The following is a 14,116-nucleotide window of genomic DNA, read 5'->3' as shown; positions in this document are numbered from 1 at the left end:
GGCGACCCGGGTGAGTACTCCTCGGTGTCGGCACTGCGGTGGTGTTTGGGCCACCCGAAATCGGTGAAGAATATTGCGGTCGCAATTATCGGGCGGCGTACCGGGTGTGCATGCACACCCGCGAAGCGCTCCGGATAGCCCGGTGACGGAATACCGTTGGCACACCGTGGAATCGACCCCGGAAACACCGACCACGCCCTGGGCGGGCATCATCTGGCGAAGGCACATAACCGTTTCGCGACGCGGCCATCTCGATCCAGCCACCCCGACTACGCCGAATGGGGCAAATCGATGCGCCCGCTCCCCGCAGCTGGTTACGGTGACCCGGCGCTCGTTTCCCGCGGCAACCATCGACTCGGAGATCCCATTGACGACGACCGTTGAACTCAGCCTGCCCGAACGGGCAGTGCTAGTGGCACTCATGAACCTCGTCACGGAGGTGTCCAATCCCGAGATCAAGGCGAGGTACGGGTTCGTCGTCGAGAAGAAGGATCGGGAGCGGCTGATCGCATTAGGACTGATCAGCGCCTATCTCGACCGCAGCAGGAAAGGGGCGTACGTCCACGAACTGACCGAGAAGGGCTGGCGGATCTGCCACGCAGAGCTGGCCGCGCAGGCGCCTTCCGGGTCGCACAAGGCCTACCGGCTGATGTACGACACGAACAATCACTATGCGGCCTTCATGAAGCGCGCCAACGTCGCCATGGCCGATGTCTTCATTCCGCCGCCGGACGACATCGACGCTCCGGAACCAACCGAGAATCCGTCGGTCAATTCCCAACCAATTGTGTCCGCAAACAACGGAATCCCCGCACCCGTTCGGATCACCGAGACTTATACGGAACTGGCAACGGAATCGGGCTCCTGGGTGAGTCTGACCCGGTTGCGCGCGGCTCTCGATTTCCTGCCGCGCGCCGAATTCGACGCCGCGCTGCGTGAGCTGGCCGCCAAGCCTGCGACGCAGCTCATTCCGGAGGCCAATCAGAAGACCTTGACCGAGGCGGATCGGGCGGCCGCAATCCACCTCGGGGGCGAGGACAAGCACCTGATCGCGATCGACAAGGGCTGAGGGCCACGAGATGGACGAGATCGAGCGCCGCGTCTTGACCGCACTACGCCTGGACTGGGCGCCGACCCCGGACGAGGTGTGGCGACCACCGGCCGCGCACGTCGCGGAGCTGAACGCCCCGGTGTTGGACGGGGTGCTCGATGCCTTCGAGCAGTTGCGAGCCGATCCGATGGCCGCCCCGACGGCGCTGGTGGTCACCGGTCAGCAGGGTGCGGGCAAGACCCACCTACTGGGCGCGGTGCGCATCGAGGTCCAGCGCTCGGCGGGATTCTTCTTCCTGCTGAGCCTGGCCCCGCGCAACGGCTTCTGGCCCAACATCGTGCACGCGGTGCTGTCCGGCCTGGACATTCCAGGGCCGGATGGCAGGCCGCAGCTGAACTCCGTGTTGGAGCGCCTCGCGGACCGTCTGGAGTTACCCGAGGAACTCCACCGCCAGGTCGTCGAGGGCACCGGGCTCCGCAGAGACACGCTGGACGAGGTGTGCAGACGGCTGCGGATCGTCGACCCGATGCACGGTCGCGAATACCGGCAGACCTTGCGGGCGCTGGTGTTGTCGGGTGCTCAAGCCGAGAGCGCCCAGGAGATCGGGGATTCATACCTGCACTCGGCGAGCGAGGCGGTGGCGGGCGAACGCAGCGAGTGGGGCATCCACCCGGAGGCACCGCCACCGCAGCAGGTGGTGAACGGACTGTCCCGACTATTGGCTTTGGCCGGACCGTGCGTGTTCGCGATCGACCAGGTCGACACGCTGATCTCGCAGTCCGACCGGGCCACCGATGCGGCGGCACCGGGGGCCGTGTCCTCCCGGGAACGCCTGTTGGACGAGATGGGCAACGGGTTGATGGAACTGCGGGAGACCATCCACCGCACCGTGTTGGTGCTGGCCTGCCAACCCCAGGTGTGGCAGGGCATCCGCGACCACGCACCCCGGGCCGCCCAGGACCGGTTCCGCCGCGAGCTTCGGCTGATGGGCGTGCAGGACCCCGAGGTCGGCCGGGCGCTGGTCGCGGCCCGCTTCGAACCGGTGTTCAAGGCCAACGACTTCGTCCCGCCCTATCCGACCTGGCCGGTGCGACCGGAGGCCTTCGAGACGGCGGGCTTCTCGCCCCGCGAACTGCTCAAGCGGATCGACCGGCACATCGAATCCTGTTTGACCAGCGGAAGCTTGGTGGAACTGACCGATCTGGACGCGGCCGAGCCCGCTCCCGTCGCGCAGCCGCGCGTATCGACGCCGACGGTGGCGGCGGACGACGATGTACTCGCGCTGCTGGACAGCAAATTCGACGACTGTCTCGCCATGGCGGAGATCGAACGGCTGATGGACAAGGAGTCCGAAGACCGCGAGGTTCCGCCTACGCTCAACACCGCCCTCTGGTGCTATGTCCGAGAACTCGGCGGGGATCACGGTCGCTACGGAATCGAGTGGGGGTTCGCGGACGACCCGGCTCTGCACGCCCGGTTGAGCCTCGCCGATGAGCAGGACCCGGACGATCAGACCCACTGGTGCTTCCGCGCGATCGGCGGGAGCAACGCCCAGAAGGCGCAGCGACGGATCGATCGGATCCAGGCGATGGCCTTCGGTCCCGGCTTGCTCAACCGGCATGCCTACGTCCTGCGCACCGGGAACTGGCCGATCGATACGCGGGTATCCCGCGAGAAGCTTGACGCCTTCCGTACCGCAGGTGGCGTGCTGATCGAAGAGGTCGATCCGGAGGATCTGCGGATCTTCGTCGCGCTGGGACACCTGCGTCGCCAGTTGGGCGAGGCCTCGGACGACCTGGCCGCCTGGCTGCGCAGCCGGCGGCCGGCCGGCCACACCGCCCTGTTCCGCACCGTCTTCGGCGAGCCCGAACCGCTACCGCAGGCTTCCGACCCCGAGCCGCCACCTCGGGAGCCCACCGCGAGCAACGAGGCGAGCCACCCCACCCGCTTCGAGTGGCCGACCGAGGATCCCGACGGTTCCGCACGCCCCGACGCCCCGGCCGCAGCCGCGTTCTCTACCGACACCCTGTCGTTGGGCACCCGCGCCGACACCGGCGAGCCGCTGATCGTCGCCCTGGAATCGCTGCGCAAGCACACCGCGATCTTCGCGGGTTCCGGCTCCGGCAAGACCGTGTTGCTACGCAGGCTGATCGAGGAGTGCGCGCTGCGCGGGGTCTCCTCGATCGTCTTGGACCCCAACAACGACCTCGCGCGGTTGGGCGATGCCTGGCCGCAGCAGCCCGCGACCTGGGCGGCCGACGATCCGGCTCGGGCCGCCGACTACCTAGCGAACACCGATGTCGTGGTGTGGACGCCTCGGATGGAGCGCGGCAGGCCGCTGAGTTTCCAACCGCTGCCGGATCTGGCCGAGGTGCTGTCCGACCCGGACGAGTTCAAGCAGGCTCTGGATACCGCCGTGGCCGCCTTGGCCCCCCGCGCCCGGATCGATGGCGCGACGCGCAAGAACGACCGGTACCGGGCGGTGCTGCGGGAAGCCCTCACCGCGTTCACCCAGGCCGGTCGATCCGGGTTGCGGGATTTCGTCGACTACCTCGCCGAGCTACCCGAGGATGCGACCTCGCTGGCCGGGGCGGACGTGCTGGCGGCGGATCTGGCGCAGACGCTCCAGGCCGCGATGATCAACGATCCGTTGTTCGGTGGGGCCGGAACGCCCCTGGACCCGGCCGTGCTGATGACGCCCGCGCCCGGCCGCCGCGCGCGGGTGTCGGTCATCAGTCTGGTCGGACTGCCCACCGACGAGCTGCGCCGCAGCTTCGTCAATCAATTGCAGATGGCCCTGTTCGCCTGGGTGAAACGCAATCCGGCGAACGACCGTCCGTTGGGCGGGCTGTTCGTGATGGACGAGGCGCAGACCTTGGCGCCTGCCAATCAGGTGACGGCCTGTACCGAGAGCACCCTGGCGCTGACCGCGCAGGCCCGCAAGTACGGCCTCGGCCTGGTCTTCGCGACGCAGGCGCCCAAGGGCATCCACAACCGCATCGTCGGCAATGCGGCCACCCAGTATTTCGGGTTCATCAACAGCCCCACCCAGGTCGCGGCGGCCAAGGAGATCGCGGCGGCGAAATCCAGTGCCCTACTGGATATCTCACGGCTGACCGCGGGCGAGTTCTACGTGGCCACCGAGGGCACGCCCTTCCACAAGGTGAACTCGGCGATGTGTCTGAGCCACCACCCGCCGAGCCCGCTCGCCCCGGAAGAGGTCATGTCCCGCGCGCTGGCGGGCGTCGAGCAGCAGCAGAACGAGGAGTGAACCGGGTGGATCTGGTCATCCAGAGATTGGTCGCCGATTTCCAACACGCCCACGACCTCGGCGCGCTCCCGATGCATGAGGCGTTCGAGGCGTTCGCGGCCTATTGCCTACTGAGCAGGCACTTCAGTGCGTCATTCTCTCCGGACGCCTTCCGCACCGGCGGCGGCAACGACCTGGGCATCGACGCCATCGGGCTGCTGGTCGACAACCACCTGCTGCAGGACGCAGCCGAGGTCAAGGCCTACGTTCACGGCGCCCGCAAGCTGGAGGTGGAGATCGTCCTCATCCAGGCCAAGACCAGCGCGGGTTTCGAAACCAAGGTGGTCTCGGATCTGGCCGAGAACCTGCGGCATGTTCTCGATCCCGCTCCGTTGCCCTACCCGGCCTCGCCGAGTATCGACAACCTGCGGCAATGCCTGGAAATCATCTACGAGGACCTCGGCAAGCTCGCCGATGAGCTTCCGAAGCTCAGCGTCTACTACGTCACGACCGGGGAACAGGTCTCCGACATGGTCGAGCAGAAGGCGCAGTCGGCAACGACGCGGCTGATGGAACTACATCGGTTCCACTCCGTGCAGTTCCGCTGTGTCCCGAGGGCCGAGCTGGCCGACGCCTATCGACGGGCCGGTCGGAAGGCATCCACCTCCTTCCGGATGCCCAAGCAACTGGCGATGCCCGACATCCCCGGGGTGGAAACCGCCTACACCGGTCTTCTCCCGGCTACGACGCTGGTCGAGAAGATCCTCACCGACGACCGGCAGGGTTTACGCACGATGTTGTTCCACGACAATGTGCGGGACTTCCAGGGCTACAACGACGTCAACGCCGAGATCCGCGACACCCTGATGGACCCCATCCGGCGGCGGCGCTTCGCGGTGCTCAACAACGGCATCACGATCGTCGCCCGGAAGCTCGCGGTGGCAGGTGAGACCGTTCATCTCACCGATTTCCAGATCGTCAACGGTTGTCAGACCTGCCATGTCCTGTTCGATCACCGCGATCAGCTCACCGAGGAGGTGCTGGTCAACGTTCGGATCGTCTATTCCGAGGACGAGGACGTGATCTCCGGCATCGTCGCCGCCACCAATCGCCAGACGGCGGTCTCCAAGGGCGATCTGGATGCCCGTGACCGCTTCCACCAACAGCTGGAGGACGACTTCCAGCATCGGTACGGCACCGATCGCAGGCTCTACTACGAACGGCGATCCAAGCAGTACAGCGCGGACCCGAAGGTCGAGAAGACCCGCATCATCGACCGGCAACAGCTGAGCAAGGCCTACCTGGCCATGTTCCTGAACGAGCCAGCCCGCGTCGGACGGCTCACCGAGCTGCTTGCGGAACGCGGCAAGGAACTGTTCGTCGCAAGTCAACAGCCGATCCTGTATTACACCGCCGCCGCAACGCTCTACCGGGTGGATTGGTTGTTCCGTAACCGCAGGCTCCGCAAGGATCTCGCGCCGACCAAGTTCCATCTGCTCTCGGCGATCCGGCTCCGCGTCCTGGGCACTGCGGCCATCCCGCAGACGCCGAAACTGGCCGCGACGACCTGCAAACAGGTCCTGGACATCATGTGGGACCCGGCTGAGTCGGAACGGCTCTGCGTCGAACTCCAGACGTTGATCGGCCGGGCCGTGGAGTTCGAGGAGACAGCGGCGGGCCTGCGGGTCGGCGAGATGGTGCGCAACCAGCGCTTCGCCGATCGCATCCGCCGTGCGGTGCTGGGCACCGACTGAGCCGCGCCGGTGCTCCCACCCGATCGGTGGAAGCACCGGCACTCACCTCAGCTCAAGCGCGCCGTGGCGTCGGCGAGCAGCGAGATGATGTGATCGGGCTCGGCGATGTCGCGCGCGAAGATGTAGGCGGCGGTGAATCCGAGTTCGGCCATCTTCTCGGCGGTGCCCACGATGTCGTCGACGGTGCTCGTCGGGTCGATGGGGAACATCGTGGTCTTCTCGATCGCGTCGTAGTCGCGGCCGAGGGTGTCGCAGTGTGTCCGGAGCACGTCGAGTTTGTGGGCTGCCTCCGGACCGGCGAAGAGATTGCAGGCGTCGGCATACTGCGCCACCATCCGCAGTGTCTTCTTCTCGCCGCCGCCGCCGATCATCAGGTACGGATGCGGCCGGGTCAGGTTCTGCGGCGAGTTGAGCGTGCGCTCCAGCTGGTAATGCCTTCCCTCGAACGGCTCCTCGGAGTCCGACCACATCTGCAAGCAGATCCGGACCGTCTCCTCGAGCTTCTCGAATCGCTCTGCGGTGGGTGGGAAGTCGAAACCCAGTCCACGGGACTCGTCCTCGTTCCAGCCCGCCCCGATGCCGAGGCCGACCCGGCCACCCGAGAGCACGTCCAGTGTGGAGACCTGTTTGGCCAGCAGGCCTGGTTCGCGGTAGATGACCCCGGTGACCAGGGTGTGCAGCAGGGCGTGCTCGGTGTGAGCCGCGATGAAACCGAGCGCGGCGTACGCCTCCAGCATCTCGTGCTCGACCGGGCCGACCGGGCCGATCTGCCAGAAGTGGTCCATCACCGTGATGCGTCGGATGCCTGCCGCTTCCGCTTCCCGCACGTGGCGCGCGAGCGCAGGCCCCAACACGGGAGCGCCACCGGTCCAGGTGAAGTCGGCGATGTGCATTCCGAGTTCCATATTCGTCCTCTCGCGCTAACGGCTGCCAGATGGGAGCGCGCGATCTCGACGTTACGAACGCCGCCGGGTCCTAGGGAGGGTCTATCTATCCCTGGCACGGCCGACCATTCTTCGGTTCGGCCCGACTCGACATGGGCTGGCGGCTTCGGCGGTCCCGCCGTCGCGGCCACCCGGTGCGATACTGGGATCGGCAAGATCCACCACAGCTTGGAGGCTCTGCAATGCCCACCCGCACCGCACGGACCGCCTGGAACGGCACCCTGGAGAAGGGCGCCGGTCAGGTCGAACTCACCAGCAGCGGCGCCGCCACCTTCGACGTCAGCTTCCCGAAGCGGGCGGCGGAGAACGCGGACGGCACCACCAGCCCGGAGGAGCTGATCGCCGCCGCGCACTCGTCCTGCTATGCGATGCAGCTGTCCGCCCTCATCGCCGCGGCGGGTGGGACCCCGCAGTCCTTGGACGTCAAGGCCGACGTCACGCTCGGGCCGGACCCCGAGGGCGGCTTTTTGATCTCGGGCATCGCGATCACGGTGCGCGGCGAGGTCGAGGGCCTGGACGCCGAGGGCTTCGCGAAGGTCGCCAACTCGGCGAAGGAGAGCTGCCCGGTCAGCAAGGCGTTGACCGGCACGAAGATCACGCTGGACGCCGCGCTCGACTGATCACGCTTCGACGCGGGGCACAGCGGGCGGTGGTCACCGCCCCGAGCCCCGCGTCGAATCGGGCACCTCTCGATCGGCCTGCGACTCAGCCGATGTTCGCGCCGTAGACGTGATCGACCGACATGGTGATCAGTACCCGGTGATCCGAGATCATCACGGCGCGGTACTCCTCCCAGTCGGGGTGTTCGCCCGCCGCCCGCCGGTAGTAGTCGACGAGCGCCTCGACCTCTGGGCCCTGTGGGTCGGTTCCGGGGCCGATGAGCGTGGCGACGCCCTCGGCGGTGGCCCATTCCCGACCGTCGGCGCTGGTGACCTCCAGGGTGGCCCGAGGATCCCGCCGCAGATTGCGGATCTTGGCCGTCTTGGTGGTGCTGGAGATCAGGATGACGCCCGCATCCTGGTCGTAGTAGTGCGTCACCGGAGAGAGTTGCGGGCGGCCGTCCGACTTGATGGTCGCCAGAACACTGAGGCTCGTCTGTGCGATCAGGGCACGCGGATTGAACTGGGTCACGGTCATAGTCCTCATCGTCGCCCCTGACATCGGTGTGAGAGTCAAGTGCAACCGGCGTGTCGACTGTGCACGATCGCCGGAGGTCGAGGCCCGTATCCCGTCACCTTCGCGAGCGAGGACGGTCCCACTAATCAGGCCGCGCGGCGCGCGCGCAACACCACGTCGTGCACGTGCGGGGTTCCCTCCGGGGCGGGAGCGGTCCGCAGCCTGGACTCGTCGACCACCACGGTCCAGTCGTCGTCGAGCAGCGCGGCCAGCGATCGCGCCACGTCGTGGAAGGCTGCGGGGTCGAAGGTCTCGTCGCCCTTGCGGGGCGGCAGATCGGCGAGGTCGTGGGTGCCGACGAGCAGGGTGCCGCCGGGGGCGACGGCGGCGAGCAGGCCCCGCAGCGGCGCCTCGCCGGATTCGACGGGCAGCGCGAGGTACTGCATGGTCACCAGGTCGTAGGCCCCGGCTGCGGGCGCCGCCGAGGTGAGGTCGAGCTGGGCGAAGCGCACGTTCTCGATGCCCTCGGCCGCCGCGATCCTCGCGGCCCGGTCGACCGCGACCTGCGAGATGTCGACCCCGGTGACCTGCCAGCCCTGCCTGGCCAACCAGAGCGCGTCACCGCCCTCGCCGCAGCCGACGTCCAGAGCCTCGCCCGGCGTCATGCCGGTGACCTCGGTGACGAGCACACCGTTGGGATTGCCGCTGAAGAGCTGGTCCCGGCTTCGGTATTGGTCGTCCCAGAACTGTTGATCCATCGATCCACTCCCGCTCGTGTCGAACGTCGTCCGGCTTTCAGCGTGCCCAGCGGTGGCATGATCGGCAAGCTTTCTTGCCGAAACGGCAAGGGTGCTCGCAGACCACCGCGATGGCGATCCGCGAGCACCCCCGTCCGGTCGGCTCGACTTAGCCGAGCACGCCGCTGAGCTCGTTCGGCGCCGAGTCCAGCGATCCGGTCGCGGTGATCTCACCCGTGGCGAGGTCGACGGCGTGGATCTCGTTGGCGCCGGGGTCGCTGACGAAGGCGGTCTCGCCCCGCACGAAGATCGCCGGTCGCGGCTGCTGCCACTCCAGCGGCTCCTCCCAGGAGTCGATCACCGGGAAACTGTCGGTGACCTCGGCGGCCTCCGGGTCGACGACGTGGATCGCACCGTCGGTGCCCAGCACCAGGCCCTCGCCCTCCGGTCCACGGGCCAGCGAGCGGAAGGTGTAGCTGGCGCCGATGTCGACCAGCGTGATGGTCCCGGCCTCGGTGTCGACCAGCGACACCTCGGTCGGCCGCTCCAGCTCCGCGTCCTCGTCCTGCTTGTAGTCGCCGAGGGTGATCGGGGAAGCGTCGGTGCCCGCCTGGTTGCCGATCCGGCCGTAGTCGGTGGGGCTGTCCACCTTGGTGATCTCGCCGTCCTGATAGATCAACACGCCGGTCTCGCAGCCGATGACCACGGCTTCGCCCTGTGCGGTCGCCTCGCCGTGGACGCCGGGGCAGTCCTCGTTGCGGGCGATCTCCTCGTGGTTCTCGTCCAACACCACGATGCCGGGACGCTCGTCCTCGTTGCCGAGGGTCGTGACGAGTTCGCCGTTCTCCAGCTCGACGGCGACACCGTGGTGCGCCTCCGGAGTCGTGTAGGTCTCGGTCTCGGGCAGCGTGTCGCCGAGTTCGGCCGGGTCGAAGATGGTCACCTCGCCGGTGCCGTCGGCGAACAGCACGGTCTTGCCCGCGTGCCGCACGACGTGGCCGGGCTTCGGCGCCTCGAACTCGAGATCGGTCAGCTCGGCGCCTGCGGCATCGAGCAGCTGGAAACCGGTGGAGGTGGAGACGAACATGTGGCGGTCGTCGCCCGCCGGGTTCAGCCGGTTGAAGCCCTCCAGTTCGATGTCCTGCACGACCTCCAGCGTGGTGCCGTCGAGCACGTAGAGCCCGCCGTCGTAGGTGACGGCGATCGGCTCGGCGACCGTGACGGCGGCCTCGGATTCGGTGGTGGCCGCACCGTCCGCCGAGGATTCCTCGGTCGATTCGGTGCCGCAGGCGGTCAGAGCCAGCAGGGCCGCAGCGGACAGGGCGGTGATGGTGTGTCCTCGTCGCATGGTGCGCAACGGATTCGGCATCTCTCGTACTTTCTTCTCGGGGTGGGGCGTCATCGGGATCGCCGCAGCCGGCCGCGTCCCGGTGTGCAGGGGTGCTCAGTCCTGGCCGAGTAGTCCGTCGGCGATGGAGTCGGAATTGGCGCGCATCATCTCCAGATAGCTGGCGGCTCCCCCGCCCTCGGCGCTGAGCGATTCGGAGTACAGCGAGACCACGGCGACGTCGATGCCCGCCTGTTCGGCGAGGACCTGGGCCAGGCGGTCGGATTGCGAGGAGTCGGCGAAGATCGCGGGCACGCCCGCCTCGCCGATGGTGTTGGCCAGGGATTCCAGGTCGGATGCGCTCGGTGAGGCGAGGGTGGTGCCGCTGGGGATCACCGCGCCGATGACCTCGAAGTCGTAGCGCTCGGCCAAGTAACCGAAGACGTGGTGGTTGGTGACCAGCCTGCGGTGCTGCTCGGGGATCTCGGCGAAGCGGTCGGCCATCGTCGCGTCCAGGTCCTCGACCTCCCCCCGATAACGGTCGGCGTTGTCGCGGATGGTGCTCTCGTCCACACCGGGCACGTTGTCGATCACCTGATCGGCGATCAGGTCCACGGCCTCGGCGACCCGCGCGGGGTCGGTCCAGAAGTGCGGATCGGGTTGGCCCTCGGACTCATCCGAGGTGTAGTCGATCGGGTCGACGGCCGCGCCGACCTCCACGGTCGCGACCCCGGCTTCGGCGGCGGCCTCGACGTTGCGCAGCACGCCCTCCTCCAGGCCGAGTCCGTTGTAGACCAACAGTCCAGCCCGTTCCATGGCGGCGGCCTGCTGGGCGGAGATCCCGAAGGAGTGCGGGTCGGAGTTCGGGGCCATCAGCACGCTGACCTGGGCCTGGTCGCCGACGATGTTCTCCGTGATGTCGCCGAGGATGTTGGTGGTCACCACCACGGTGGCCTGTTCGTCGTCACCGGGGCCCGCGCAGGCGGTGGCGGTCAGCAGGACCGCGAGCGCCAGCGCCGAGCGGGTGATCGTCGCGCGGCTCATCGCCCGGTCTCCACCAGATAGCTGGCCTTGCCGTCGACCGTGAAGTCCCTGGCCACCCGCAGGTCGTCCTGGTAGTCGATCTCGAACAGCTCACCGCTGGTCGGGTCGTTGAGGTAGGCGCGGCTGGTGTCCACCTGGATGACCGGGGCGGGATCGCCGCCCGCTGCCTCGGCGGAGAGTAAGGCGTTCTCGGCGAGCTGTTCGCCGGTCTCCGGGTCGAGGGCGTGCAGCACACCGTCGGCGGTCAGGGCCAGCACGGGTGCGCCCTCGCCGACGGCGTTGACCGCGACGACCGATTCGAGTTCGAAGTGTCGCCACCGACCCTCGGTGACGTCCAGGGTTCGCACGCCATCGCCTGCGATCGCGGCGAGCGTGGTGCTGTCGGGCCGGTGCTCGAACCGGTCCGGGCGCTGGTCGTCGGCCACCGGTTCGTCGAAGGCGATCTTCTCGGCGACGAAGGTGTCGTCGTCCTCGCTGATCAGCAGGGCCCCGTCGGCACAGCCGAAGACGACGCCGCGCCGGGTGACGGCCTGGCCTCGGGGAGCCTCACAGGGCTCGTCGATCTCGCTGACGACCGTGCCCTCGCGGTCGTGCACCTGGATTCCGGCGGAGTCCCGCGCGGTCAGGAGGTGTTCCTCGTAGGGCACGGCGATGTCGACGTCGGGGATCTCGCCGGCCTCCGCGACGGTTCCCGCGTCGAGTTCGGCCCGATCCCACAGGCCGACCGTGTCCTCGAAGGAGACGGCCGAGACGACGCGGTCGCTGTAGGCGCCGGTCGCCGGTTCGTCGGAGACGGTGCCGACGTCGCGGACCTCGGCCCGGTAGTAGTGCACGTGATCGCCGTGGTCCACCATCCACGAGCCGCTGTCCACGACGTGGGTGGCACCGTCCGCACCGGTCAGATAGCCGAAGCGACCGTCGCCGAGGATGCCGGTCACACCGCCGTCGATGCCGTCCAGCTGGTGGATCTCCTCGGTGATCAGGTCGACCACCTGCACCGCGCCGGTCTCGGCGTCGCCGACGATGAGCCGCGATTGGGCCTCGGCGGTCTCCTCGGCACCCTCGACGTAGCCGTGCGGCACGGCCTCGGTGGTCTCCTCGATGGCGGTGTCCTGGGCGGGGCCGCCACCGCCACAGGCGGCGGCCAGGCTTGCCGTCATGGTGATCGCCAGCCCGGCGAGCAGCGGATTTCTCCTTGTTTTCACGATGAGTACTCGATCTTCTCGTTGGTGGGAACCGGTACAGCGGTGGCCGTGGTCGGTGCAGGGCGAAGCAGGCGGGTCAGCCGGGACGCGACCGCGGAGACGAAGAACAACGCGACGGCCGAGGCGGCGATGGTGGCGCCCGCCGCCGTCCCCCAGTACCAGGAGACGAGCAGGCCGATCACCGTCGAGAGACTCCCGACGAGGGCGGCGCCGAGCATGATCATCGGGATGCGGCGGGCCCAGAGCACCGAGGCGGCCGATGGCGCGATCAGCAGCCCGAACACCAGCAGCGTGCCGACGACGTGGAACGAGGCGACGATCGCGAGGGTCACCAATCCGAGCAGCAGCCCCTCGGCGAGCCGGGGGCGCAACCCGAGGGTGTGGGCCTTGCGGGAGTCGAAGGCCAGCGCGACGAACGAGCGGTAGCCGAGCACCGAGATGACGGCGGCGATGGCCAGCGCGATGCCGAGCCCGACCAGGTCGTCGGGACGCACGGCCAGTACGTCACCGAAGAGGAAGCCGGTCAGGTCGACGGCGAAGGACTGCGAGTGCGACACGATGATCACGCCGGTCGCCAGCATCGCCACGAAGAGCAGACCGATGGTGGTGTCCTTCGACAGCCTGCCCGATCGGCTGAGCATGGTGACGCCGAACGCCATCACACCGGCGCTGAGGGCCGCACCCAGCAGCACGTTCGCGCCGAACATCGACGCCAGCGCGACGCCGGGGAGCATCCCGTGCGACATCGCGTCGCCGAGGAAGGCCATGCCGCGCAGCACCACCCAGGTGCCGACCAGCGCGCAGATCAACGAGACGAGCAGTCCCGCGACCAACGCACGCTGCACGAACGACACCTCGAAGGGCAGGAACAGCCAGTCCATGCCGGCACCATATGTGAAAATGGTTCTCGTTACTAATTCACTGGAAGGATGGATCGGTTCAAGTGCCCCAGATCACCCTGTCCGAGGTCAGCGCGAGTTACGGCGCGCACCAGGTGCTTCACGAGGTCAGCGCCGAGATCCCGCGCTCGCGCATCACCGCCGTGGTGGGCGCCAACGGCGCGGGGAAGTCCTCGCTGCTCAATGTGATCGCAGGCATCCTGCCGACGAGCAGCGGCACCGTGACGCGGCGCGACAGCCGACGTCCGGCGTATGTGGTGCAGCGCAGCGCGGTGTCCGACACGCTGCCGATCACCGTGCGGGCCACCGTGGAGATGGGTCGCTGGGCGCAGCGCGGCCCGTGGCGCAGATTGACCAGGGACGACCGCGCGATCGTCGAGGACTGCCTGGTCCGCTTGGACATCCACGACCTGGCCGACCGCCGGTTGGGTGCCCTGTCCGGCGGCCAGCGGCAACGGGCGCTGGTGGCCCAGGGCCTGGCGCAGCGCAGCGAGGTGCTGTTACTCGACGAACCGGCGGCCGGGCTCGACATGACGGCACGCAACCGCATCGACGAGGCGTTGCGCGAGACGGCCGAGGCGGGCACCACCGTCCTGCGGGTCACCCACGATCTGGCCGTCGCCCGCGCCTCGGATCACTGCCTGCTGCTCCACGGGGGCAGCTTGGTCGCGCAGGGCGAACCCGCCGAGGTACTCACCGAGGAACGGGTGCGCACCGCCTGGGATGTGCCGTCCCTGTGGTGAACCGCCCGCCGATGCGCGCGCACGCCGAAACGGACGGGTGAGACGA

Annotated in this window: 12 protein-coding genes; 5 read left to right on the top strand and 7 right to left on the bottom strand. The window is 68.1% G+C overall.

The window, feature by feature from the left end; all coding sequences use genetic code 11:
• The first annotated feature begins 142 nt into the window (after positions 1–142).
• Genes BKA25_RS08160 through BKA25_RS08150 form a run of 3 tightly spaced genes read left to right on the top strand, consistent with a single transcriptional unit; the run spans position 143 to position 6,055 of the window.
• A complete protein-coding gene (locus tag BKA25_RS08160; RefSeq protein ID WP_157421174.1) occupies positions 143–1,069 on the top strand; it encodes a hypothetical protein in 927 nt (308 codons plus the stop codon).
• Between the two features lie 10 nt (positions 1,070–1,079).
• Positions 1,080–4,322 (top strand): helicase HerA domain-containing protein, encoded by a 3,243-nt coding sequence (locus BKA25_RS08155; RefSeq protein ID WP_069850847.1) that lies wholly within the window; start codon positions 1,080–1,082, stop codon positions 4,320–4,322.
• Between the two features lie 5 nt (positions 4,323–4,327).
• The gene (locus BKA25_RS08150; RefSeq protein WP_069853897.1) at positions 4,328–6,055 is read left to right on the top strand and encodes an AIPR family protein; all 1,728 of its coding nucleotides are present in this window, start codon (positions 4,328–4,330) and stop codon (positions 6,053–6,055) included.
• 47 nt (positions 6,056–6,102) lie between these two features.
• Here BKA25_RS08150 and BKA25_RS08145 read toward each other — a convergent pair whose 3' ends face one another.
• On the bottom strand, positions 6,103–6,960 hold the full coding sequence (locus tag BKA25_RS08145) for an LLM class F420-dependent oxidoreductase (protein WP_069850849.1): 858 nt from the start codon (positions 6,958–6,960) through the stop codon (positions 6,103–6,105).
• A gap of 221 nt (positions 6,961–7,181) precedes the next feature.
• Here BKA25_RS08145 and BKA25_RS08140 point away from each other — a divergent pair, with 221 nt between their 5' ends.
• The gene (locus BKA25_RS08140; RefSeq protein WP_069850850.1) at positions 7,182–7,619 is read left to right on the top strand and encodes an OsmC family peroxiredoxin; all 438 of its coding nucleotides are present in this window, start codon (positions 7,182–7,184) and stop codon (positions 7,617–7,619) included.
• 85 nt (positions 7,620–7,704) lie between these two features.
• Here BKA25_RS08140 and BKA25_RS08135 read toward each other — a convergent pair whose 3' ends face one another.
• The 6 genes from BKA25_RS08135 to aztB all read right to left on the bottom strand — a co-directional run bounded on the left by BKA25_RS08135 (position 7,705) and on the right by aztB (position 13,309).
• The gene (locus BKA25_RS08135; RefSeq protein ID WP_069850852.1) at positions 7,705–8,136 is read right to left on the bottom strand and encodes a PPOX class F420-dependent oxidoreductase; all 432 of its coding nucleotides are present in this window, start codon (positions 8,134–8,136) and stop codon (positions 7,705–7,707) included.
• Positions 8,137–8,261: 125 nt separating this feature from the next.
• Positions 8,262–8,873, bottom strand: a complete 612-nt coding sequence (locus BKA25_RS08130) for a class I SAM-dependent methyltransferase (RefSeq protein ID WP_069850854.1) — start codon at positions 8,871–8,873, stop codon at positions 8,262–8,264.
• 148 nt (positions 8,874–9,021) lie between these two features.
• Positions 9,022–10,221, bottom strand: a complete 1,200-nt coding sequence (gene aztD, locus BKA25_RS08125; RefSeq protein WP_236750327.1) for a zinc metallochaperone AztD — start codon at positions 10,219–10,221, stop codon at positions 9,022–9,024.
• 75 nt (positions 10,222–10,296) lie between these two features.
• Positions 10,297–11,223 (bottom strand): zinc ABC transporter substrate-binding protein AztC, encoded by a 927-nt coding sequence (gene aztC, locus BKA25_RS08120; RefSeq protein ID WP_069850856.1) that lies wholly within the window; start codon positions 11,221–11,223, stop codon positions 10,297–10,299.
• Positions 11,220–12,428 (bottom strand): hypothetical protein, encoded by a 1,209-nt coding sequence (locus BKA25_RS08115; protein WP_236750328.1) that lies wholly within the window; start codon positions 12,426–12,428, stop codon positions 11,220–11,222. The genes aztC and BKA25_RS08115 overlap by 4 nt, the downstream gene beginning before the upstream one ends.
• Entirely contained in the window at positions 12,425–13,309 is an 885-nt protein-coding gene (gene aztB, locus BKA25_RS08110; RefSeq protein ID WP_069850857.1) for a zinc ABC transporter permease AztB, read from the bottom strand. Before aztB ends, BKA25_RS08115 begins: the two co-directional genes overlap by 4 nt.
• Before the next feature lie 62 nt (positions 13,310–13,371).
• Here aztB and aztA point away from each other — a divergent pair, with 62 nt between their 5' ends.
• Entirely contained in the window at positions 13,372–14,070 is a 699-nt protein-coding gene (aztA, locus tag BKA25_RS08105; RefSeq protein WP_236750329.1) for a zinc ABC transporter ATP-binding protein AztA, read from the top strand.
• Positions 14,071–14,116 lie beyond the last annotated feature (46 nt).

The sequence above is a fragment of the Actinoalloteichus hymeniacidonis genome (assembly GCF_014203365.1).
Taxonomy (GTDB): domain Bacteria; phylum Actinomycetota; class Actinomycetes; order Mycobacteriales; family Pseudonocardiaceae; genus Actinoalloteichus_A; species Actinoalloteichus_A hymeniacidonis.
This window is presented reverse-complemented; position numbering and strand designations above follow the sequence as displayed.